The sequence below is a fragment of the Streptomyces sp. NRRL S-87 genome (assembly GCF_000719335.1).
Classification (GTDB): domain Bacteria; phylum Actinomycetota; class Actinomycetes; order Streptomycetales; family Streptomycetaceae; genus Streptomyces.
The window spans coordinates 22137-43007 of the sequence record NZ_JOGB01000039.1 but is presented as its reverse complement, the minus strand read 5'-3'; the positions used below and the strand labels follow the sequence as shown (position 1 = coordinate 43007).

22 protein-coding genes are annotated in these 20871 nt (G+C 73.9%); 13 read left to right on the top strand and 9 right to left on the bottom strand.

Annotation, left to right across the window (positions count from 1 at the left end):
• Positions 1-40: 40 nt before the first annotated feature.
• The 6 genes from IF43_RS0123905 (at position 41) to IF43_RS0123880 (ending at position 3822) form a co-directional block, all read left to right on the top strand.
• Positions 41-958, top strand: a complete 918-nt coding sequence (locus IF43_RS0123905) for a putative protein N(5)-glutamine methyltransferase (protein WP_037889811.1) — start codon at positions 41-43, stop codon at positions 956-958.
• A gap of 190 nt (positions 959-1148) precedes the next feature.
• Positions 1149-1628 carry a GNAT family N-acetyltransferase gene (locus tag IF43_RS0123900; RefSeq protein WP_030204196.1) on the top strand — a complete coding sequence of 160 codons (480 nt, stop codon included), beginning with the start codon at positions 1149-1151 and terminating at the stop codon, positions 1626-1628.
• Between the two features lie 30 nt (positions 1629-1658).
• The gene (locus IF43_RS0123895; RefSeq protein ID WP_234332511.1) at positions 1659-2174 is read left to right on the top strand and encodes a hypothetical protein; all 516 of its coding nucleotides are present in this window, start codon (positions 1659-1661) and stop codon (positions 2172-2174) included.
• 147 nt (positions 2175-2321) lie between these two features.
• Positions 2322-2693 (top strand): helix-turn-helix domain-containing protein, encoded by a 372-nt coding sequence (locus tag IF43_RS0123890; RefSeq protein ID WP_037889784.1) that lies wholly within the window; start codon positions 2322-2324, stop codon positions 2691-2693.
• Positions 2694-2777: 84 nt separating this feature from the next.
• The gene (locus IF43_RS0123885; protein WP_030204191.1) at positions 2778-3365 is read left to right on the top strand and encodes a hypothetical protein; all 588 of its coding nucleotides are present in this window, start codon (positions 2778-2780) and stop codon (positions 3363-3365) included.
• A 121-nt stretch (positions 3366-3486) separates the two neighbouring features.
• Complete coding sequence (locus IF43_RS0123880; protein WP_030204190.1) at positions 3487-3822, top strand: DUF2516 family protein; 336 nt, start codon at positions 3487-3489, stop codon at positions 3820-3822.
• Between the two features lie 94 nt (positions 3823-3916).
• On the opposite strand, the gene IF43_RS0123875 is transcribed toward IF43_RS0123880, so the two are convergent.
• The 3 genes from IF43_RS0123875 to IF43_RS0123865 form a co-directional block, all read right to left on the bottom strand.
• Complete coding sequence (locus tag IF43_RS0123875; protein ID WP_037889781.1) at positions 3917-5389, bottom strand: PP2C family protein-serine/threonine phosphatase; 1473 nt, start codon at positions 5387-5389, stop codon at positions 3917-3919.
• A gap of 368 nt (positions 5390-5757) precedes the next feature.
• Positions 5758-6753 (bottom strand): C40 family peptidase, encoded by a 996-nt coding sequence (locus tag IF43_RS0123870; RefSeq protein ID WP_051795966.1) that lies wholly within the window; start codon positions 6751-6753, stop codon positions 5758-5760.
• 367 nt (positions 6754-7120) lie between these two features.
• Positions 7121-7933 (bottom strand): hypothetical protein, encoded by an 813-nt coding sequence (locus tag IF43_RS0123865; protein ID WP_030204186.1) that lies wholly within the window; start codon positions 7931-7933, stop codon positions 7121-7123.
• Between the two features lie 470 nt (positions 7934-8403).
• Between IF43_RS0123865 and mshA the strand changes: the two genes are divergently transcribed.
• Positions 8404-9711 carry a D-inositol-3-phosphate glycosyltransferase gene (gene mshA, locus IF43_RS0123860; protein WP_030204184.1) on the top strand — a complete coding sequence of 436 codons (1308 nt, stop codon included), beginning with the start codon at positions 8404-8406 and terminating at the stop codon, positions 9709-9711.
• Entirely contained in the window at positions 9704-10207 is a 504-nt protein-coding gene (locus tag IF43_RS0123855; protein WP_030204183.1) for a YbjN domain-containing protein, read from the top strand. Before mshA ends, IF43_RS0123855 begins: the two co-directional genes overlap by 8 nt.
• 117 nt (positions 10208-10324) lie before the next feature.
• Here the strand turns inward: IF43_RS0123855 and IF43_RS0123850 are convergent, their stop codons facing one another.
• Positions 10325-11560 carry an FAD-dependent monooxygenase gene (locus tag IF43_RS0123850; RefSeq protein ID WP_078910394.1) on the bottom strand — a complete coding sequence of 412 codons (1236 nt, stop codon included), beginning with the start codon at positions 11558-11560 and terminating at the stop codon, positions 10325-10327.
• A gap of 169 nt (positions 11561-11729) precedes the next feature.
• Between IF43_RS0123850 and IF43_RS0123845 the strand changes: the two genes are divergently transcribed.
• On the top strand, positions 11730-12752 hold the full coding sequence (locus tag IF43_RS0123845; RefSeq protein WP_030204179.1) for a TetR/AcrR family transcriptional regulator C-terminal domain-containing protein: 1023 nt from the start codon (positions 11730-11732) through the stop codon (positions 12750-12752).
• Here the strand turns inward: IF43_RS0123845 and IF43_RS0123840 are convergent.
• Positions 12742-14064 (bottom strand): MFS transporter, encoded by a 1323-nt coding sequence (locus IF43_RS0123840; RefSeq protein ID WP_037889774.1) that lies wholly within the window; start codon positions 14062-14064, stop codon positions 12742-12744. The genes IF43_RS0123845 and IF43_RS0123840 overlap by 11 nt on opposite strands.
• 153 nt (positions 14065-14217) lie before the next feature.
• Between IF43_RS0123840 and IF43_RS0123835 the strand changes: the two genes are divergently transcribed.
• On the top strand, positions 14218-14976 hold the full coding sequence (locus IF43_RS0123835) for a phosphoglyceromutase (RefSeq protein WP_030204175.1): 759 nt from the start codon (positions 14218-14220) through the stop codon (positions 14974-14976).
• 83 nt (positions 14977-15059) lie between these two features.
• Here the strand turns inward: IF43_RS0123835 and IF43_RS0123830 are convergent, their stop codons facing one another.
• The 3 genes from IF43_RS0123830 to phoU form a co-directional block, all read right to left on the bottom strand.
• Entirely contained in the window at positions 15060-15305 is a 246-nt protein-coding gene (locus IF43_RS0123830; RefSeq protein WP_030204173.1) for a hypothetical protein, read from the bottom strand.
• A gap of 295 nt (positions 15306-15600) precedes the next feature.
• Positions 15601-15750 (bottom strand): hypothetical protein, encoded by a 150-nt coding sequence (locus tag IF43_RS42190; RefSeq protein ID WP_199922773.1) that lies wholly within the window; start codon positions 15748-15750, stop codon positions 15601-15603.
• A 113-nt stretch (positions 15751-15863) separates the two neighbouring features.
• Entirely contained in the window at positions 15864-16532 is a 669-nt protein-coding gene (gene phoU, locus IF43_RS0123820) for a phosphate signaling complex protein PhoU (RefSeq protein WP_030204172.1), read from the bottom strand.
• 194 nt (positions 16533-16726) lie between these two features.
• Here phoU and IF43_RS0123815 point away from each other — a divergent pair, with 194 nt between their 5' ends.
• Both IF43_RS0123815 and IF43_RS0123810 read left to right on the top strand, forming a co-directional pair.
• Complete coding sequence (locus IF43_RS0123815) at positions 16727-17977, top strand: cell wall metabolism sensor histidine kinase WalK (protein WP_030204169.1); 1251 nt, start codon at positions 16727-16729, stop codon at positions 17975-17977.
• A complete protein-coding gene (locus IF43_RS0123810; RefSeq protein WP_007265514.1) occupies positions 17974-18654 on the top strand; it encodes a response regulator transcription factor in 681 nt (226 codons plus the stop codon). The genes IF43_RS0123815 and IF43_RS0123810 overlap by 4 nt, the downstream gene beginning before the upstream one ends.
• A 165-nt stretch (positions 18655-18819) precedes the next feature.
• Here the strand turns inward: IF43_RS0123810 and IF43_RS0123800 are convergent, their stop codons facing one another.
• A complete protein-coding gene (locus IF43_RS0123800) occupies positions 18820-19494 on the bottom strand; it encodes a hypothetical protein (RefSeq protein ID WP_030204167.1) in 675 nt (224 codons plus the stop codon).
• 711 nt (positions 19495-20205) lie between these two features.
• Here IF43_RS0123800 and IF43_RS0123795 point away from each other — a divergent pair.
• Positions 20206-20688, top strand: coding sequence for a CarD family transcriptional regulator (locus IF43_RS0123795; protein WP_003953493.1), 483 nt, complete (start codon positions 20206-20208; stop codon positions 20686-20688).
• Positions 20689-20871: the final 183 nt, after the last annotated feature.

Genomic DNA, 20871 nt, shown 5'->3' with positions numbered 1-20871 from the left:
GCCCGGCGTCTCCGCGGCCGAACCCCCGTACGGCGACGTGGTGTACGACGACGTGGTGCGGCGGCTGCGCTCCGCGGGCTGCGTCTTCGCGGAGGAGGAGGCCCGGCTGCTGCTCGAGGCCGCCGCGGAGGGGCCGGCGGACAGGGGACGGGCCGCCGGCGGTCCGGGGGACCGCGGGCCGGCCGACGGCGCGTTGGCCGCGATGGTGGCGCGCCGGGCCGCCGGCCATCCGCTGGAACACGTGCTGGGCTGGGCGGAGTTCTGCGGGCGGCGCTGGGCGGTGGGGCCGGGGGCCTTCGTGCCGCGGCGCCGGAGCGAGTTCCTCGTGGCGGTGGCCGCCGGGCTGGCGCCCGGCGCGGGCGCGGTCCTGCTCGACCTGTGCTGCGGGGTCGGCGCGCTGGGCGGCGCGGTCGCGGCCCGCATCGCGGACCGGGCGGGGGAGCGGGTCGGGGACGGCACCGCGGACCGGGGCCGGACCGGGGACCCGGGAGCCGGCGCGGCCGGCGTGCGGCTGTACGCGGCGGACGTCGGGCCGGCGGCGGTCCGGTACGCGCGCGTCAACCTCGCCCCGTTCGGCGGCCGGGTCTTCGAGGGCGACCTGTACGGGCCGCTCCCGGCGGAGCTGCGCGGACGGGTGGACGTCCTGGTGGCGAACGCCCCGTACGTGCCGACCGGGGAGATCGGACTGCTGCCGCCCGAGGCGCGCGAGCACGAGCCGCTGGTCGCCCTGGACGGGGGCGCGGACGGGGTGGACGTACAGCGCAGGGTCGTCGCGCAGGCACCCGCCTGGCTCGCGCCGGGCGGGCACCTTCTGATCGAGACCGGCGAGCACCAGGCCGACCTGACCGCGGCCGCCTTCGAGCGGGCGGGACTGCGGACGCGGGTCGTGGCCGACGACGAACTCGGGGCGACCGTGGTCGTGGGCCGGCGGGCGCCCGAACCGCCCTCCGCCCGCTAGGTGGTCGGCCCCTCGACGACGGAGTGGATGCCCGGCTCCGGCCCCCGGTGACGTGCGGCGCCCTGTGAACGTACGGCGCCCCGGTGACGTGCGGCACCCCGAGGGCGTCGGTGCCCGGGGGAGCGCAGGGGCGGGCCCGGCCCGGATATCCGCATGCGGTCCGCCCGTCCCGGCCCCTACAGTCGCGATCATGACAGCACGACCCGACGCGGGGCCCGGCCCGCGACTGGAGCCGGTGACCCCGGACAACATCGACGCCGCGCTCGCCCTCTCGGTCCGCCCGGACCAGCAGCACGCGGTGGCGCCCGTGGTGCGCTCCCTGGCCGAGGCCTACGTCCACCCCGACCTGGCCTGGCCGCGCCTGATCTTCGACGGCGAGGAGCTCGTCGGCTTCCTGATGGCGTTCTTCGGCGCCGAGTTCAACCCGGGGGAGGCGCCCCGCGACGGCCTCTGGCGCCTGAACATCGCGGCTGACCGGCAGGGCCGCGGGTACGGCCGCTTCGCCGTCGAGTCGGTCGCCGCCGAGATCCGCCGCCGCGGCGGCACCGCCCTCACCGTCACCTGGCACCCGGGCCCCACGGGACCCGAGGAGTTCTACCTCCGCCTGGGCTTCGAGAAGACCGGCGAACTCAGCGGTGACCAGATCGTGGGCCGCCTCCCCCTCAGCTGACTCCGACGCCGCCATGACAAGCTGATGATCATGACCAGTCAGTTCACCGGCAGACTCATCGGCGGCGCCTTCGGAACGGTGTTCATCCAGGCGAACGCCGGTGCCCTGCCCCAGCACCTCGCCGTCCCGCTCCGCGTCCTCGCGGTCGCGGGCTTCGCCGGCCTCCTCGTGACCCGCCGGGGCCGCACCGCCCCCGGCGGCGCGGTCCCCGCTCCCCGTAGCGGTTTCGGGCGCCGCTACTGGTACGTCGTGGCGGCGGAGGTCGCGTTCCTCGTGGCGGGGCTCCTGGTCATCAGCCGCGTCCTGCACGCCCCGCACGCCTTCGTGGGCTGGATCGCCCTCGTAGTCGGCGTGCACTTCTTCGGGCTCGCGGCAGCCTGGCGGCGCCCGGCGCTCCACGCCCTCGGCGCCGCGCTCACGGCCTGCGGCGCCGTCGCCCTCGTCCTGGCCGCCCTGGACGCCCCCGCCTGGCTCACGGCCATCACCGGCGGCATCGTCCCCGGCGCCCTCCTCCTGGCCTCCGCCTGGCGCGCCCCCGCGTCGTGATGCCCGGCCCTGCCCGGTGTTCACGTCTCGACCCGCCGCCGTCCGGGGCCGCGGTCCTCGGAGCGCTGGGCTGCCGGATCCCGAGGGGGCGACACTCGTGCTAGCAGGCTGCTTGCAAAAGTTAGCGGCGTGGGGGAGGATCGGGACATGGGGACACTCAACGTCGGAAATCTCGGCGAATACCTGCGTGAGCAGCGCCGGACGGCACAGCTGTCGCTGCGGCAGCTGGCCGATGCGGCGGGGGTGTCCAATCCGTACCTGAGCCAGATCGAGCGCGGGCTGCGCAAGCCCAGCGCCGAGATCCTCCAGCAGCTGGCCAAGGCGCTGCGGATCTCCGCCGAGACGCTCTACGTACGGGCCGGGATCCTCGACGAGCGGGAACCGGACGAGGTGGAGACGCGCGCCGTCATCCTCGCCGACCCGTCGATCAACGAGCGCCAGAAGCAGGTGCTCCTGCAGATCTACGAGTCGTTCCGCAAGGAGAACGCTCTCGAGGACGCACCCGCGAAGACGCCGTAGCACCGACCGCACCGCACGCCCCCGGGGCCCGATGCCCCGGGCGCCACGCGCGGTGCACCGCACCGTGATCCGGGAGGACCACCGATGGCCATCGCCGATGACCTGCGTAAGACCCTCGCCGACCCCACTCCCCTCTACTTCGCCGCCGGCACGGCCGACATCGCCGTGGAGCAGGCCAGGAAGGTTCCCGGCCTCATCGAGCAGCTGCGGGCCGAGGCCCCGGCCCGTATCGAGGCGGTACGCAACACCGACCCCAAGGTCGTCCAGGACCGGGCCAAGGAGGCCCAGGCCGCGGTGACCGCCAAGGTCGCCGAGGTCGTCGGCACCTTCGACGCCGACCTGAAGAAGCTGGGCGAGCAGGCCCAGGACATCGCCCTGCGCAGCCTCGGCCTCGCCGCCGAGTACGCGGTCCGGGCGAAGGAGACGTACGAGAAGGTCGCCGAGCGCGGCGAGCAGGCGGTCAGGACCTGGCGCGGCGAGGTGGCCGAGGAGATCGTTGACATCGCCGCCGTCGTCGAGGCTCCGGCCGAGCAGGAGGCCGCGGCCGGGGACCAGGACGAGACCGGTTCCGAGGAGAAGCCGAAGGCGGCGCGCCGGACCGCCGCCCCGCGCAAGCCGGCGGCCAAGAAGTCGGCCGCCGGGTCGGCCGGGTCCCCCGAGTCCGCGGAGTAGTCCGGCGCGAACCGGGGCCGGGAGTACTCGAGTGCGACGGGCCGGGCACCGAACCGGGTGTCCGGCCCGTTGTGCGGGTAGGTTGGGTCCGTCGGAGATTCGCTAGGAGGCGGTGGGCGGCATGTTGATGCAGGGGTTCGACACGGCCCTTCAGATCGCGCTGTTCTACGGCACGCTGATCCCGGCGGTGGCCGGGCTGGTCCTCGCGGCGATGGCGCGCGAGGACGCGTACCGGGCCGCCGACAAGCAGACCAAGCCCTTCTGGCTGGTGATCCTCGGCGTCACGGTCCTGGTCGACCTGTTCCTCGGCATGATGTTCCTGCAGATCGCGGGCCTGATCGCCACCATCGTGTTCTTCGTCGACGTACGCCCCGCGCTGCGCCGGGTGAGCGGCACCGGCCGCCGCCGCGGCAGCAGCAGCGACGGCCCGTACGGCCCGTACAACGGCGGCCGCTAGGCCGTCTCCGGAGGGGACGGCCGAGGGGCCTTCCGGGGGCCGTCGAGGGCCGTCCAGGGGGCTGTCCGCCGCTGGTCCGCCGGACCGCTCCCGGCTAGGACGTTCCGGCGCGGTGCCGCTCCGCCGCGCGGTCCAGCAGCACCACGGCCACGTCGTCCGTCAGTTCGCCGCCGTTGAGCCGGCGCGCCTCGGTCACGGCCGCCTCCAGGAGGGCCTCGCCGGACAGCCCCTCGGCCAGCCGGCGGTTGATCATCTCGACCATGCCGTCCTGCCCGAGGCGCTCGCGGCCCTCGCCGATCCGGCCCTCGATCAGGCCGTCCGTGTAGAGCATCAGGCTCCACGTCCCGCCCAACTCCACCTGCCGGCGCGGCCAGCGGGCGCGCGGCAGCAGCCCGAGTGCCGGGCCGCTGTCGTCGTACGGCAGCAGCCGCGCCGGACCGCCCGGCCGGGCGGCCAGCGGGGCCGGGTGACCGGCCAGGCACAGGCCCGCGCGGCGGCCGTCGGGGGCGATGTCCACGGTGCAGAGGGTCGCGAAGATCTCCTCGTTGTCCCGCTCGACCTCCAGGACCTCCTGGAGCGTGGCGAGCAGCTCGTCCCCGCACAGCCCGGCCAGGGTCAGCGCGCGCCACGCGATGCGCAGCTCGACGCCGAGGGCGGCCTCGTCCGGTCCGTGCCCGCAGACGTCGCCGATCATGGCGTGGACGGTGCCGTCGGGGGTGCGGACGACGTCGTAGAAGTCGCCGCCGAGCAGGGCCCGGCTGCGGCCGGGCCGGTAGCGGGCGGCGAAGCGCAGGTCGGAGCCCTGGAGCAGGGGGATCGGCAGGAGGCCGCGCTCGAGGCGGGCGTTCTCCTGGGCCCGCAGTTTCGATTCTGCAAGCTTGTACTGCGCGATGTCGGCCCGCTTGCGCTCCACCGCGTACCGGATCGCCCGGCTCAGCAGGCGTCCGTCGAGCTCGTCGCGGAAGAGGTAGTCCTGGGCACCCACGCGGACGGCCTCGGCGGCCCGCTCGGCGTCCGCCTCCGAGGTGAGGACGAGGACGGCGTGGCGCGGGGCCAGTCGCAGCACCCGGTGCAGGACGGCCAGCTCGGGTCCCGGCTCGGCGTCCGCGGCCGGTCCGGTGCCGTGGCCCGGTCCGGTGCCGGGCGCGGGTACGGCTCCGTTGGCCGGTGCGGTACGGGCCACCGCGCCGGCGGCGGTCCCGGTGTCCGGCGCTGCGTCCGTCACGACGGCAACGGCACCCGGACCGGGTCCCGTGCCGCCGCCCGCGGGCACGTGGACGGGGACGGACGCGCGGTCCGCCACCAGGCCCAGGCTCAGGTCGAGCAGGATGCAGTGCACGTCGGGCGTGAGCAGCCGCTCCGCCTCGGTCAGGTTGCGGGCCGTGCGGATGCGGATCCGCTGGCCCTCGGCGTCGAGGATCTCGGGGACCGTGAGGCCGCCCACCGGGTCGTCCTCGATGACCAGCAGGGTGAGGGGCTGCGTGGCGTGCGACGCGGGGGTGGGCAGCACGGCGTGACCGCTCTCCACGGCCGGGGTGTCCCTCTGCCGCGGTACGGGTACGGGCATCGTCCTGGTTCCTTCCCTCCCCCCGAGGGTTCCGACGGGGACCATAGCGGTACCGGTGGCGATGGGGAATGCCGTCGTGAAAAGGGACACCGTCATATGCCCGTTTCCCGGGGGAACGCCCGCGCTCGGTGATGACGAAGGTCACGCCGTGCGACGGTGGGCGTCCAAGGGACGATACAGGGCCTGCGCCGCCCCCTCACGAAACCTCCACGCGCGCCCGTACCGGAGCCCCGCCCCGCGGCGGGCGGTGGGGCGGTCGGCGGCGGGAGGCGGTGGCGGGAGGCGGCAGCAGGCAGGCAGGGGCAGCTGTGCCGGCACCAGTGGTGCCGGCGGTAGGCGCGGCGGTGGCGGCGGTGCGCCGCCCCCGGCTACGCGTCGGGCCGGACGATGGCCTTGATCGGCATCGAGCCCGCGCCCGCGATCGTCACGTGCCGCCCCGGGCGGGGCGCGTGGATCATCGCGCCGTCACCGACGTACATCGCCACGTGGCTCGCGTCGTCGAAGTAGATGATCAGGTCACCGGGCCGCATGTCCTTGATCGCGACCTTCGGGAGCAGCCGCAGCTGCTCCTGCGAGGTGCGCGGGATGTGCTTGCCCGCCGCCAGCCAGGCCTGCGAGGTCAGCCCCGAGCAGTCGAAGCCGTCCGGGCCCTCGGCGCCCCAGACGTACGGCTTGCCGATCTGCTTCGTCGCGAACGCGATGGCGGCCTTGCCGGCCGGCGTGGCCTTGCCGTCGATCTCCTTGAGGATGCCGGACTTGAGCCACTTCGCCTGCTTCTTGTTGGCGTCGTCCTTCTCCAACTGGAGCAGTCGGGCCTTCTCTTCGGCGACGAGCCGGTCCTCCAGCGCCTTGGCCGCCGCGATCTTGGCCTCGATCTCCTTCTTCGCGGTCTCCTTCGCCCTGCGGTTGGCCTCCAGCGTCTGCCAGTGCGCGCTGGCCTCCGCCGCGTACCGCTGCAAGTCGGTCTGGTGGGCGTTCAGTTCGCCGAGCATGCCCATCGTGGCCTTCTCGCCCTGCCGGAGCCGGTCCGCCCCGTCCAGGAACTGCTGCGGGCTGCCGCTCAGGGCGAGCCGCGCGCTCGGCGGCAGACCGCCGGTGCGGTACTGGGCCCGGGCGGCCGCGCCCGCGCGGTTCTTGAGGTCCGCGATGCGCTGCTGGGTGGCGACGACCTGGTTGGCGATGGCGACGATCTGGTCGGACTGCCGCTGCGCCTGCTCCTCCGCGAGGTTGTACGCGTCCGTCGCGGTGCCGGCCTGGTGGTAGAGGGCCTCTATCTCCTTGCGGACCTCTTCGAGGGACTTCGACGGGCCCGGCTCGGGCGCCGGCGCGGCGAAGGCGGCGCCGGGGGCCGATGCGATGGCCATCGCGCAGATGAGTGTGAGCGCGCTGATGCCTCGGCGCCGTCGGTTCACGGTCCCCCCTGGTTCCACGGTCCCCCCTAGGACCCTCGGCCTCTGCTTCGACGTGCTTCTACTGCGGTTTCCGCTGTGCCGAACTGATTTACCGTCAGTAACTTGTGGTCGTCACTCGGGATGGTGCCACGAGTCGGCGAATTCCGACACCCCTTGCCGGCGACGCCCGGGCGAAGCGCCCCCGGCGTCCCGGGGAGCAGGCTACGAGGCGGCCGGGTCCCGGGTCCACGCCACCCCGGTGGCCTCTTCCGGCGTGTCCCGCGGATGGCCGCTTGCGGACCCGCCGTTCGGGGCGTCCGACGCCGTCGCGGGCGGGGGACTACGCCGTCCCCGCCGGCCGCAGCGCGTCCCAGCGGACGGTCAACTCCCCCTGCCGCCAACGCCGCGGACCGTCCGTCAGCGGCCAGTCCGCCGCCAGTGACCTGGCCGTACGGATCCAGCGCTGCCGCGCACCCAGCGAGGCGTACGGGGCGGCCGCCGCCCAGGCCCGGTCGAAGTCCCGCAGGAACGCGTGCACCGGCTCCCCGGGCACGTTCCGGTGGATCAGCGCCTTCGGCAGCCGCTCCGCGAGGTCCGAGGGCCGGTCCAACGAGCCCAGCCGGGTTGCGAACGTCACCGTGCGCGCCCCTTCGGGCCCCAACGCGACCCACACGTGCCGCCGGCCGATCTCGTCGCAGGTGCCCTCGACCAGGATTCCGTCCGGGGCCAGCCGTGCGCACAGCCGCCCCCACACCTCGGTCACCTGTTCCTCGTCGTACTGGCGCAGCACGTTCGCGGCCCGGATCAGCGCGGGCCGCTCGCCGCCGTCCAGCGGGACCTCGAAGCCGCCGTGCCGGAAGACGAGGCCCTCGCGCTCGTACGGCCTGGCGCCGGTGACCCGGGCCGGTTCGATCTCGATGCCGACGACGCGCACGTGCGGTGCCTCGGCGCGCAGCCGGGCCAGCAGCTCGACCGCGGTCCAGGGCGCGGCGCCGTAGCCGAGGTCGACGGCGACCGGCGCTTCGGCACGGCGCAGGGCCGGGCCGTGGACGGCGGCGATCCAGCGGTCCATGCGGCGCAGCCGGTTCGGGTTGGTGGTCCCGCGCGTGACCGTGCCCACGGGACGGCTCGGGGGAGGGGTGCGGGGGGCCATGCCACGAGGGTACGAGAGCCCGCCCGGCCCCCTCGCCCCCGGCGCCCGCAGGGACCTCGGCCCCACGGGCCCGGCGCTCTCGCCCCGCGGTCCGGCGCTCTCGCCCTGCGGTCCGGCGCTCTCGTCCTGCGGTCCGGGGCCCTCGCCCGCGCAGGCCCCCCTGGCCGCCCCCGGCCTGCGCGGGGAATAAAAGTTCTGCAAAGTGGAATGCGACGGCAACGAGGGCGGTTGCATCCAGCGAGGGCAGCCCCGGCGTCCTCCCGCAGGCGTGCCACGGCCCACCACCCCGGGCCGCCGGAGCGCCCGCCGGACCGGCCCACCCAGCCGGACCGATCCCGACCGTCGCCCCCACTCCACTCCCGAGCGAGAGGACCGCACGCGTGAGCCAGTACGTGTCCCGGTTCCGCGGCCGCCGCGCCAGCACGCCGGACCGCCAGCCCCTCGGGGGCGTCGCCCAGCCCCGCCTCCGCCTGCCCGGCGGCGTCGGCGCCGGGATCGGCCACCACCGCAAGCCGCGCCGCGTGGCGATGCTCAGCGTGCACACCTCGCCGCTGCACCAGCCCGGCACCGGCGACGCGGGCGGCATGAACGTCTACATCGTCGAGCTGGCCCGCCGCCTCGCCGAGATCAACATCGAGGTGGAGATCTTCACCCGCGCCAGCGCCGGCGGGCTGCCGCCCGTCGTCGAGCTGGCCCCGGGCGTCCTCGTCCGGCACATCGACGCCGGTCCCTACGAGGGCCTGAAGAAGGAGGAGCTGCCGGCCCAGCTGTGCGCCTTCACCCACGGCGTGATGCAGGCCTGGGCGGGCCACCGGCCGGGTTACTACGACCTGGTCCACTCCCACTACTGGCTCTCCGGGCACGTCGGCTGGCTGGCCGCCGAGCGCTGGCGCGTGCCGCTGGTGCACGCCATGCACACCATGGCCAAGGTCAAGAACGCCGCCCTCGCGGAGGGCGACACCCCCGAACCGGCCGCCCGCGTCATCGGCGAGACCCAGATCGTGGCCGCCGCCGACCGCCTCATCGCCAACACCAGCGAGGAGGCCGACGAGCTGGTGCGGCACTACGACGCCGACCCGGGCAAGGTGGCCGTCGTCCACCCCGGCGTGAACCTCGAGCGCTTCACCCCCGGCGACGGCCGCGCCGCCGCCCGGGCCCGCCTCGGCCTGCCGCAGGACGCGCTCGTCCCGCTGTTCGCCGGGCGCATCCAACCCCTCAAGGCCCCCGACATCCTGCTGCGCGCCGTCGCCGAGCTGGTCGACCGCGAGCCGGCGCTGCGCCGCCACCTGGTCGTTCCGGTGGTCGGCGGGCCCAGCGGGAGCGGGCTGGCCAAGCCGGAGGGGCTGCAGAAGCTGGCGGCCCGGCTCGGCATCGCGGACCTCGTGCACTTCCACCCGCCGGTGGCGCAGGACCAGCTGGCCGACTGGTTCCGGGCCGCGTCCGTGCTCGTCATGCCCTCGTACAACGAGTCCTTCGGACTGGTGGCGATCGAGGCCCAGGCCGCCGGGACGCCGGTGCTGGCCGCCGAGGTCGGCGGGCTGCCGGTGGCGGTCAACGACGGGGTGACCGGGTTCCTCGTACGCGGGCACGACCCGGCCGACTACGCCGCGCGCCTGAAGCTCTTCGCCGACGACCCCTCCCTGGCCGAGCGGATGGGACGGGAGGCCGCGCGGCACGCCGGTTTCTTCGGCTGGGACACGGCCGCGAGCGGTACGGCCGACGTGTACACCGCGGCGATGCACGACCATCGCCGTCGCGTACGCTCCCACCATGGCTGACGTCGCGCAGGTCGCGCAGATCATCGAGAGCACCCTCGACGGCGCCGAGCTGGAGTGGGAGCGGCCCGAGCCCGGCTCGTACGTCGTCAAGCTGCCCGGCACCCGCAAGCTCTCGACCACCTGCTCGCTGCGGGTCGGCCAGCACTCGCTCTCGGTCAACGCCTTCGTGATCCGGCACCCGGACGAGAACGAGGCCGGGGTCCACCGCTGGCTGCTGGAGCGCAACCTCAAGCTGTACGGGGTGGGTTACGCGGTCGACCGGCTCGGCGACGTCTACCTCACCGGCCGGCTGCCGCTCGCCGTGGTCACCCCCGAGGAGCTCGACCGGATCCTGGGCGCGGTCCTCGAGGGCGCGGACGGGGCGTTCAACACGCTCCTCGAGCTCGGCTTCGCCTCCGCCATCCGGCGCGAGTACGAGTGGCGCACCGCGCGGGGCGAGTCCACCCGCAACCTCGACGCCTTCAAGCACCTGACGGAGCGCCCGGCCCGCACCTGACGCCGGGCCTCCGGCCGCCGGACGGGAGGCCGGGCCCGCCCGTGACCTGCCCGGGCGCCGGGCCCCGCGCGTGACGTGACGGGCGCCGGGCCCCTCCTACGCGACGGGACGCCGGGCTCAGGCGTAGTCGCGCAGCCGGACCGGCTCGGTCCGCGCGTGCTCGGGGGCCTGCGCGGCGAGCGCGTCCAGCACCTCCTGGGTGGGCGCCGGCATGAAGAACCGCTCCGCACCCTCCCGGCCCAGCGCCTGGTGCTCGGCGACGTAGCCGCGCATCCCGCGCTCGTACGCCGCGAACGCCGCCGCGTGGTCGCCGTCGGCCGCCGCGAGTTCGCCGGCCAGGAGGTACGCCCCGATCAGTGCCTGCGAGGTGCCCCGGCCCGAGGTCGGGCCCGCGCAGTAGGCGGCGTCGCCGAGCAGCACCACCCGGCGCGCGGCCCAGCGGTCCATCTCCACCTGGGCGTTGGAGGTGAAGTAGAAGTCCTCGGCCCGCTCCATCTCCGCGAGCAGCCACGGCACTTCCCAGCCCTCGCCGGCGAACCGCTCGGCGACCAGCCGCTGCTGGGCGGCCCGGTCGTGCCGGTCGTACACGAGGCCGTCCGCGGCGAAGTGGAAGGCGGCCCGGGCCTCGCCGGGCGTGCGGGCGCCGAACATGTTCGCGGCCTTGCCGTGGGCCGCGTACAGCCGGCCGGTGCCGGCCAGGCCGAGGTGGTCGGGCAGGCTGAACACGGCCGTCCAGATGCCGAGGTGGCGCACGTACTGCTCCTCGGGGCCGAAGGCCAGGGCCCGGGTCCGCGAATGCAGGCCGTCCGCGCCGACCACGAGGTCGAAGCGGCGGGCCGGACCCTGCTCGAACGTGACGAGCACGCCCTCCTCGTCCTGCGCCAGGCCCGCGACCGAGTCCCCGAAGACGTACTCGACGTCGTCCCGGGTGGCCTCGTACAGCAGTCGGGTCAGGTCCCCCTTCATGACCTCCAGGTCGCCGGCGAAGACCGCGGCGGGCAGGGTCGCGTACGGCCGCCCCGCCGCGTCCACCATCTGCGCGTCGCCCATCTCGGTGTCCAGCGCCCTGACCTGCTCCAGCAGGCCCATCCGGGCCAGGACGTCGAGGGCCTCGCCGCGGAAGTCGACGGCGTACCCGCCCTCGCGCAGCCGGTCGGCGCGCTCGACGACGGTGGGGGTGAAGCCGTACCGGCGGAGCCAGTACGCGAGGGCGGGGCCGGCGACGCTCGCGCCGGAGACGAGCACGGTGCCGCGGGTCGTGGCGGCGGGCGTGGCGGTGCTGGCGGCGGTGGTGGCAGCGCTGGTGGTGGCGGCGGTGCCGGTGGTGCCCGTGGTGGCGGTGGTGGCGTTCATGGTCGTTCCTCTCCTCGGGTCCCGGCCGGGTGCCGGGGTCCGCCGGCTCGGTCGTGCCCGGCTCGGTGCGTACAACGTACGGACCTCAACAGCCTTAAAACAGGAGGTGATTGAGGAAGGATGACTAGTGCACTACCCTCGACTGCACTAGTGCAGTGAGGAGTGCACCATGCCCGTTGCCGACCCGCCGTACGTACGGATCGCCGCCGAGCTGCGGCGGCGCATCGAGGAGGGGGAGTTGCGGCCCGGCGACCGGGTGCCGTCCACCCGGGCCATCACCCAGCGGTGGGGGGTCGCCATGGCCACCGCCAGCAAGGTGCTCGCCGCCCTGCGGCAGGAGGGTCTGGTCCGGGCGGTGCCGGGGGTCGGCACGGTGGTGTGCGCGGCGCCGCCGGCGGGCCGGGCGGTGGGGGCCGGCACCGGGGCGCCGGCCGGCCCCGGGGCCGCGGCGGCATCGCGCGGGGCCCGGACGCCCGCCGGGTCGGCCGCGGCCGCGGAGTCCGCGGCCCGGGAACGGCTGGTCGCGACCGCCCTCGCGGTCGCCGACGCCGAGGGGCTGGGGGCCCTGACGATGCGCCGGCTGGCGACCGAACTCGGGGTCTCGGCCATGTCGTTGTACCGGCACGTCGAGAACAAGTACGAGCTCGTCGCGATGATGGCCGACGCCGCCTTCGCGTCGGACGCCCTGCCGGCCGTCCCACCGACCGGCTGGCGGGCGCGGCTGGAGCTGTCGGCCCGTACCCAGTGGCGGCTCTACCACGCGCACCCCTGGCTGGCCGCCGCCCTCAACCTCGACCGGCCCCTGCTCGCGCCGGGCGGGATGCGGCACGTCGAGTGGTCCCTGGCCGCGCTGGAGGGGACCGGCCTGGACGCCGCGTCCCGGCTGCACGCGGCGGTGGCCCTCTTCGGCCACGTCCGCGGCTACGCGGTGGACCTCGCCGCCGCCCAGCAGACGGCCCGGGCCGGCGGGGTCACGGGCGGCCCCTGGATGGCGGCCCAGGAGGAGCGCATGGCGGCCCTGCTCGCGGACGGCAGCTTCCCGTCCTTCACCGCCGTCCGCGCCTCCCCGGCCGCCGCCGCCCTGTCGGCCGAGTCGCTCTTCGCCTTCGGTCTGGCCCGCCACCTGGACGGCATCGCGGCCCTGATCGCCGCCACCGGCGGCGGCGAGGGGGGCCGGGGCGCTACGGCGTGACGTCGACCGGAACGTCGGCGCCGGCGCCGGCCGGCGCCGCGACGGGCGGTCCCGCCGCGGCGCCGTCGTCACCCGCGCCCGTACCGGATCCCGTCGCCAGCCTCCGCATCAGCGCCCAGTACCCGAACGCGGCCGCCGTACCGAGCACGGCCGTGGATCCCCACAGCCACTCCGCCCCGAAGCGGTCGATCACGTATCCGGCCATCAGCGGCGCGACCAGCGCCGCCACCGACCAGCTCATCGTGTACATGCCTTGGTAGCGGCCGCGCCCGTGGGCCGGGGAGAGCCGCACGACGAGGCCCATCTGCGTCGGTGCGTTGATGATCTCGGCGAGCGTCCACACGCACACCGACAGCGCGTACGCCCCGATCGACCCGGCGAAGGCGGTCAGCCCGAACCCGTAGCCCGCGAGCAGGGCCGACACCACCAGCAGCCGCTGCGGGTCGCGATGCTCGACGAAGCGCGTCACCGGCAGCTGGAGGAGCACGATCAGCACGCCGTTGACCGCGATGACCATCCCGTAGTCCCCGGCGCTGAAGCCGCCGGCGCCCATCGCCACCGGCAGCCCGACCGACCCCTGCGTGAAGATCAGCGAGATCAGGAAGGACAGCCCGACCACGCCCATGAAGCGCTTGTCGCGCAGTACCGTCCGGAGGCTGACCGCCTCCTCGGCCGCCGCCCCGTCGCCGGCCCCGGTGCCGGACCGCTCCGGCCGGGACTCGGGGAGCTTGACGTACACGAGCACGGCGCACACCAGCGTCAGCGCCGCCTCGCCGAGGAAGCCCGCGAGGTAGCTGTACTCGGCGACGAAGCCGGCCGCGGTCGAGGAGACCGCGAAGCCGAGGTTGATGGCCCAGAAGTTCAGCGCGAACGCGCGCACCCGGTCCTCGGGCGCGACGATGTCGGACATCATCGCCTGCACCGCGGGGCGCGAGGCGTTCGAGGTCATGCCCACGACCAGCGCCACGAGGGCGATCGCGACCGGGTGCTCCATGAAGCCGAGGACGGCCACCGCGACGGCGGTGGAGGCCTGCGCCGCCATCAGCGTCGGGCGGCGGCCGAGCCGGTCCGTCATCACGCCCGCGACCAGCGAGGACACCACCCCGCCCAGGCCGTGGAGCGCGGCGACGAGTCCTGCGAAGGAGGCCGAGTAGCCCCGCTCCAGGGTCAGGTACAGGGCCATGAACGTGGCGACGAAGGCCCCGAGCCGGTTCACCAGGGTGCTGGTCCACAGCCACCAGAACTCCCTGGGCAACCCCGCCACGCTCTCGCGGGCGGCTCTTCTGAACGAGGCGAGCGAGGCGGCGGCCATCCGGGTCCCCCTGGCGATGTAAGCGGCGTGACGGAGGTTCGCACGTTACGGACGGGCGCCCGCGGGCGCCATCCAATTGACGCCCGGCGTCAATCGACGGGGGGCCCGGGAGGGGGCGCGCAGGCCCTGACACCGTCCACTAGGCTCGTACGCATGGCCGACGCACCGTACAAGCTGATCCTGCTCCGCCACGGCGAGAGCGAGTGGAACGCGAAGAACCTGTTCACCGGTTGGGTGGACGTCAACCTCAACGAGAAGGGCGAGAAGGAGGCGGTCCGCGGCGGTGAGCTGCTCAAGGACGCCGGCCTGCTCCCCGACGTCGTGCACACCTCGCTCCAGAAGCGCGCGATCCGCACCGCGCAGCTGGCGCTCGAGGCCGCCGACCGCCACTGGATCCCGGTCCACCGCTCGTGGCGCCTGAACGAGCGCCACTACGGCGCGCTGCAGGGCAAGGACAAGGCCCAGACGCTCGCCGAGTTCGGCGAGGAGCAGTTCATGCTGTGGCGCCGCTCGTACGACACCCCGCCGCCGGCCCTCGAGGACGGCACCGAGTTCTCCCAGTCCGGCGACCCGCGCTACGCGACGATCCCGCCGGAGCTGCGCCCGCGGACCGAGTGCCTCAAGGACGTCGTCCACCGCATGCTGCCGTACTGGTACGACGGCATCGTCCCGGACCTCCTGGCCGGCCGCACGGTCCTCGTCGCCGCCCACGGCAACTCGCTGCGCGCCCTGGTCAAGCACCTGGACGGCATCTCCGACGCCGACATCGCGGGCCTGAACATCCCCACCGGCATCCCGCTCTCCTACGAGCTCGACGCCGACTTCAAGCCCCTGAACCCCGGCGGCACCTACCTCGACCCCGAGGCCGCCGCCGCCGCCATCGAGGCCGTCAAGAACCAGGGCAAGAAGTAACCCGTTCGGCAACCCGTGCAGTAACCGTGCATGGAAGAACCCCCTGTCCGCGGACTGTCCGCCGGCAGGGGGTTTCTGGTTCGTCACTTGTTGTGGCCGGCCGGGGCGTGGCCCGCGGGGTTCTGGTTCTCGGAGTTCTGGGTGAGGCCGCCGCCGGAACAGGTCGGCTGCTGGCCGCCCGGGTCGTGGCCGCCGTTGTTGGTGCACGACGTGTCGTGCGGCGTGATCGCCCCGAAGGCCGCGGTTCCGCCTCCGACGCCGAGCGCGAAGACCGCCGCGGTGGCGGCGACCGCCGCGCCCACTCTCTTGAGCTTTCCGTTGCTGGTCATCCCTCCACGCTTCGAGGGCGGGCCGGGGTGTGTCAAGAGATCCGGACGAGTAACAAGATTCTTGGGCGTTGTGCCCAGAACAGCTGTTAACGGCCATTACGGGCACGGGCACGGGCACGGGCGCGGTGTGGGTGTGGGCGCGGGCGCGGATACGCGGCCGGCGGGCCGGGTGCGTGAAGGGGCGCGCCGCCACTGCGGTCAAGCCGGGCGCGGGTCACCGCCCCGCTACGGGGCGGGACAGCAGGAAGGCCCCGTCCGGTACCCCGGACGGGGCCCGCGCATCCGCGGCCGCGGGTCAGCCGCCGCACTGGCAGGGGGCTCCGGACTGGCAGCCGCAGCCGCAGCCGGAGCCGCAGCCGCAGGCGGCCAGCAGCGGCAGGCGGAGCGGCTCCGCGGCGGGCTGCTGCTCCTGTTCCGGGGTGATGGGTACGGGGGAATCGGACATGGTTCCTCCTAGGAAGGCGTACACGTCCCTGGAAAGCGCACGCGCGTACCGCCTCGCCTCATTCATGCCCAGCCCCGGGGGCGCGTCAACGGCGCAGAGGAGCGCCCGGCGCGTCAGGCCTCGACGGGGGCCTGGAGCTCGTCCGCGTGCTCGCCCGTGACCAGGTAGACGACGCGCTTGGCGACCGAGACCGCGTGGTCGGCGAAGCGCTCGTAGTAGCGGCCCAGCAGCGTGACGTCCACGGCGGTCTCGATGCCGTGCTTCCAGCGGTCGTCCATCAGGTGCTGGAACAGCGTGCGGTGCAGCTGGTCCATCTCGTCGTCGTCCGTCTCCAGCTGGAGCGCCAGGTCGACGTCCTTCGTGATGATCACCTCGGCGGCCTTCGCCATCAGACGCTGCGCCAGCTGGCCCATCTCGAGGATCGTCGCGTGCAGGTCCCGCGGCACCGCCGTCTCCGGGAAGCGCAGCCGCGCCAGCTTGGCCACGTGCTGGGCCAGGTCGCCCGAGCGCTCCAGGTCGGCGCTCATCCGCAGCGAGGTGACGACGATGCGCAGGTCGGTGGCGACCGGCTGCTGGCGGGCCAGCAGCGCGATGGCACGGGCCTCCAGGTCGTGCTGGAGGTCGTCGACCTTCTGGTCGGCCGCGATCACGCTCTCCGCGAGCTTCAGGTCGGCGTCGAGCATGGCCGTGGTGGCCCGCCCGATCGCGGACCCGACGAGCCGGGCCATCTCGACCAGGCCGTCCCCGATCGAGTCCAGTTCCTCGTGGTACGCGTCGCGCATGGTGTCCCTCTCTCCTGTACTGCCGGGGGTCCGGGGTGTCTGACCCCACGCTCCCACGGTGGGCCGCGCACGCGTCGGACTCCGGCACCACAAGTGAATCAGCACGGTCGCCATGGTGAACTCTGGGCGACGACTGTTCGAGGTGCCACCCGAACGGCTGTGGAACTGCCGTCGTGCCTGCTTAACCTGGACACATGGACGTGAACGCGGCGGTCGCCGCAGCTGCAGCGATCGCCGGGTTGTGCACCGGCGTCATCGCCGTGCTGGCGTTCCGCTGGAGCGAGCGCGACCAGGCCCGCCCCACCCGGAGCGCCATGCGCCCCGACATCAACGCGGTGCTGCCGCCCGGTGTGGACACCGTCCTCTCCGTGCTGCGCTCCTCCGCGGTGGTCCTGGACGAGGCGGACAGCGTCGTCAAGGCCAGTTCGGCGGCGTACGCCCTCGGCCTGGTCCGCGGCGGGAAGCTGGCCGTCGAGCCGATGCTGCACATGGCCCGGGACACGCGTCGGGACGGCGAGATACGGCAGGTCGAACTGGACCTGCCCCGGCGCGGCACCGGCCGCGGCGAGGCCTTGGCGGTCTCCGCCCGCGTGGCGCCGCTCGGCTCGCGCCTGGTCCTCCTCCTCGTCGAGGACCTCACCGAGGCCCGGCGCATCGAGGCGGTCCGCCGCGACTTCGTCGCCAACGTCTCGCACGAGCTGAAGACGCCGGTCGGCGCGCTCTCGCTGCTCTCGGAGGCCGTCATGGACGCCTCCGACGACCCCGAGGCGGTCACCCGCTTCGCCGGCCGCATGCAGATCGAGGCCACCCGCCTGACGAACCTCGTGCAGGAGCTCATCGACCTCTCCAGGGTCCAGAACGACGAGCGGCTGGAGGACGCCGAGCCGGTCCGCGTGGACACGCTCGTCGCCGAGGCCATCGACCGCTGCCGCCAGACGGCCAGCGCCAAGCAGATCATCATGGCCGCCGGCGGCACCGCCGACCTGCGGGTCTGGGGTCACCGCGGCCAGCTCGCGGCGGCCCTCGGCAACCTCGTGGAGAACGCCGTCAACTACTCCCCGGCCCGCACCCGCGTCGGCATAGCCGGCCGCCGGGTCGCCGCACCCGGAGGGGACCTGATCGAGATCGCGGTCACCGACCAGGGCGTCGGCATCCCGGAGAAGGACCGCGAGCGCATCTTCGAACGCTTCTACCGCGTCGACCCGGCCCGCTCCCGCGCCACCGGCGGTACCGGCCTCGGACTCGCCATCGTCAAGCACGTCGCCGCCTCGCACGGCGGCGAGGTCACGGTGTGGAGCGCCGAGGGCCAGGGCTCGACCTTCACCCTGCGACTTCCGGAAGCCGCCGCCGAGCCGAAGAAGCGGCCGGACTCCGGACCGGTCACCGCCACCCGGACCCAGCCCGACCAAGAAACAGCCATCCCTGCCCCGGAGGTCCTTCCGTGACCCGAGTGCTCGTCGTCGAGGATGAGGAATCCTTCAGCGACGCCCTTTCCTACATGCTCCGCAAGGAGGGCTTCGAGGTCGCCATCGCCGCGACCGGCCCCGACGGCCTGGACGAGTTCGAGCGCAACGGCGCCGACCTCGTCCTCCTCGACCTGATGCTGCCGGGCCTGCCCGGCACCGAGGTCTGCCGTCAGCTGCGCGGCCGTTCGAACGTACCCGTGATCATGGTGACCGCCAAGGACAGCGAGATCGACAAGGTCGTCGGGCTGGAGATAGGAGCGGACGACTACGTCACCAAGCCCTTCTCCTCGCGGGAACTGGTCGCCCGCATCCGCGCGGTGCTGCGCCGCCGCGGGGAGCCGGAGGAGGTCACCCCGGCCGCGCTGGAGGCCGGCCCGGTACGGATGGACGTCGACCGGCACGTGGTCACGGTCGCCGGCGCGAAGGTGGACCTGCCGCTCAAGGAGTTCGACCTCCTGGAGATGCTGCTGCGCAACGCGGGCCGCGTGCTGACCCGCATGCAGTTGATCGACCGGGTCTGGGGCGCGGACTACGTCGGCGACACCAAGACCCTCGACGTGCACGTCAAGCGCCTGCGCGCCAAGATCGAGCCGGACCCCGGCGCCCCGCGCTACCTGGTCACGGTCCGCGGCCTCGGCTACAAGTTCGAGCCGTAGACCGCGGCGGCCGCCGCCGCGGCCGGCGCGTGCACGAAGGCGCCCCGCCCGGTCGAACCGACACTGGCGTCGGTCGAACCGGGCGGGGCGCCTTCGTGTGCGTACGGGGTCACGGGCGTCCTCCCGCGGGGTCAGGCGCCCCGCGGGGCCGGGAGGCCCGTGGCGTCAGTGACCCGCGCCGTGCGAGGCCGAGCCCGACGGGGTGCCGCTGCCGTGGCCCCCGGGGGTGCCGGAGGCCTTGCCGGAGGGGGAGCCGGACGGGCTGCCCGACGGCGTGCCGGAGGCGGCCGGCGAGGCGGAGGCGCCGGCGGCCGGGAGCTCCGGGAGCTCGGTCGGGCCGTAGTCGCTGAAGTAGCTCTTGGCCGGGACGACGAACGCGCCCAGCTGGACGTAACCGGTCCGGCTGAAGCGGAAGACGACCTTCTGCGCGGCGCCGTCCTTCAGGGACCCGCGGGGGGTCTCGACGATCGCGGAGGGGTTGCCCTTGCCGCCCAGGACCACGGAGCCGCCGGCCGGCACGACGATCTTGCCGGAGCCGTCCGCGGCCTTGAGCTTCACTTCGCCGCCGCCGCCCGGGACGCTGACGGCGTCCAGGGTCTGGGGCAGCACGCCGTTGTTGAACAGGGTCGCGGAGACGGCCGCCGGGCCCTTGGCGTCGTGCTCGGGCTGCGTGATGACCAGGGCGTTCTGCACCTGGATCTCGCCCTTGGTGACCGCCGCGTTGTCCGGCTTGATCTCCAGCGTCTGCGCGTTACTGCCCGCGCCGCAGGCGGCGAGCGATCCGATCGAGAGAACGGTGGCGGCGGCGGCAAGGGCGCCGCGTCGAAGGCTGCGGCTCACGGCGGCGGCAACTCCTTGGACGTAAGGACGGTCGGAGGCGGAACGGGGGGCTCTGCCTGGACAGGTAAAGCCGCCCTAAGGGTGTGTCAGCGGGCTTAGGTTACCGAGCCGCCGCCCCGCCCCCGCACCCGACCCTCCGCGCGGCCGCGCGGCCTCCTCCGCCCAGCCGCCCGGCCCCGTCCACCCCGGCCGCCCCGGCCTCCTCCGCCCGTCGGCCCGGTCGGCGGCCCGGAAGCCCCCGCCGGGACCCGGCGACCACCCCCGGGGCGCATTCCCCCACGTCGGCCCGAGGGTGCTTCACATTCGCCACACATTTCGGCCGTGATCAATTTCGTGGACGGTCCCCGAAAAGCGGCGGAGTACCGGAGAGCCGTTCGCGATCAGTGCGCGTGATCGCCCGCCGTGATCAATTCGGGATTGGCTCCGGACGGGTGGTCGGGCATCGAACGGAGTAGTTCGGTATCGCGGCTTCGAAACCGGCAAAACGGGACGTACCTCACTCCTTGGAGGTCCCCCGGGAGGTGTAACGTGGTCGTTTCAGCCCGCGCGCGCAGCGGCTCCCACCTGCGAATACCCCCCTCCCGGGCCCCTTCCCAGCACGTTCCGGTTGCTGTTGTCAAGCCCCGAGATACGCCCTGACCTGCGGAAACGCCATTCAGAACAGCTCATTCTCGTGTTACTCTTGATAGCCACGGAAGGGGTACCTGTCACATGACGTTCAAGGTTGGCGACACCGTGGTCTATCCCCATCACGGGGCCGCGCTGATCGAGGCCATCGAAACTCGCCAGATCAAAGGCGTGGACAAGACCTACTTGGTGCTCAAGGTCGCCCAGGGCGACCTGACGGTTCGTGTGCCTGCGGACAATGCGGAGTTCGTCGGCGTTCGCGATGTGGTCGGCCAGGACGGGCTGGACCGGGTCTTCGAGGTGCTGCGCGCGCCGTACGCCGAAGAGCCGACGAACTGGTCCCGTCGCTACAAGGCAAACCTGGAGAAGCTCGCCTCCGGCGATGTCATCAAGGTCGCCGAAGTGGTGCGCGACCTGTGGCGTCGCGAGCGTGAGCGCGGACTGTCGGCGGGTGAGAAGCGCATGCTCGCCAAGGCCCGCCAGATCCTGGTGAGCGAGCTCGCGCTCGCCGAGAACACCAACGAGGACAAGGCCGAGGCTCTCCTCGACGAGGTCCTCGCGTCCTGACGCGCGTCCTGACGCAGCAGTTGTGCCGCGGTGCCCGATGACAGAACCCCTGTCGCCGGGCGCTGCGGCATGTCTGTCTCTACGACACGCCCCTCGCCGCACGACACGCCGTACGACGCACCCGCCCGGCAGGCCCGTCCACCGGCCTGTCCGTGGAACACGACCCCCCGCCTCCGCCGCCGA

Bases quoted from the DNA above. Each gene is read 5' to 3' on its own strand.
- IF43_RS0123850 (WP_078910394.1), bottom strand. From the start codon at position 11,560: ATGAACGCCACCACCGCCACCACGGGCACCACCGGCACCGCCGCCACC.
- IF43_RS0123830 (WP_030204173.1), bottom strand. From the start codon at position 15,305: ATGACCAGCAACGGAAAGCTCAAGAGAGTGGGCGCGGCGGTCGCCGCC.
- IF43_RS0123865 (WP_030204186.1), bottom strand. From the start codon at position 7,933: ATGGCCCCCCGCACCCCTCCCCCGAGCCGTCCCGTGGGCACGGTCACG.
- IF43_RS0123880 (WP_030204190.1), top strand. From the start codon at position 3,487: ATGTTGATGCAGGGGTTCGACACGGCCCTTCAGATCGCGCTGTTCTAC.
- phoU (WP_030204172.1), bottom strand. From the start codon at position 16,532: ATGCGCGACGCGTACCACGAGGAACTGGACTCGATCGGGGACGGCCTG.
- IF43_RS0123815 (WP_030204169.1), top strand. From the start codon at position 16,727: ATGGACGTGAACGCGGCGGTCGCCGCAGCTGCAGCGATCGCCGGGTTG.
- IF43_RS0123845 (WP_030204179.1), top strand. From the start codon at position 11,730: ATGCCCGTTGCCGACCCGCCGTACGTACGGATCGCCGCCGAGCTGCGG.
- IF43_RS0123855 (WP_030204183.1), top strand. From the start codon at position 9,704: ATGGCTGACGTCGCGCAGGTCGCGCAGATCATCGAGAGCACCCTCGAC.
- IF43_RS0123875 (WP_037889781.1), bottom strand. From the start codon at position 5,389: ATGCCCGTACCCGTACCGCGGCAGAGGGACACCCCGGCCGTGGAGAGC.
- IF43_RS0123795 (WP_003953493.1), top strand. From the start codon at position 20,206: ATGACGTTCAAGGTTGGCGACACCGTGGTCTATCCCCATCACGGGGCC.
- IF43_RS0123870 (WP_051795966.1), bottom strand. From the start codon at position 6,753: ATGGCCATCGCATCGGCCCCCGGCGCCGCCTTCGCCGCGCCGGCGCCC.
- IF43_RS0123835 (WP_030204175.1), top strand. From the start codon at position 14,218: ATGGCCGACGCACCGTACAAGCTGATCCTGCTCCGCCACGGCGAGAGC.
- IF43_RS42190 (WP_199922773.1), bottom strand. From the start codon at position 15,750: ATGTCCGATTCCCCCGTACCCATCACCCCGGAACAGGAGCAGCAGCCC.
- IF43_RS0123895 (WP_234332511.1), top strand. From the start codon at position 1,659: ATGACCAGTCAGTTCACCGGCAGACTCATCGGCGGCGCCTTCGGAACG.
- IF43_RS0123900 (WP_030204196.1), top strand. From the start codon at position 1,149: ATGACAGCACGACCCGACGCGGGGCCCGGCCCGCGACTGGAGCCGGTG.
- IF43_RS0123840 (WP_037889774.1), bottom strand. From the start codon at position 14,064: ATGGCCGCCGCCTCGCTCGCCTCGTTCAGAAGAGCCGCCCGCGAGAGC.
- IF43_RS0123890 (WP_037889784.1), top strand. From the start codon at position 2,322: ATGGGGACACTCAACGTCGGAAATCTCGGCGAATACCTGCGTGAGCAG.
- IF43_RS0123885 (WP_030204191.1), top strand. From the start codon at position 2,778: ATGGCCATCGCCGATGACCTGCGTAAGACCCTCGCCGACCCCACTCCC.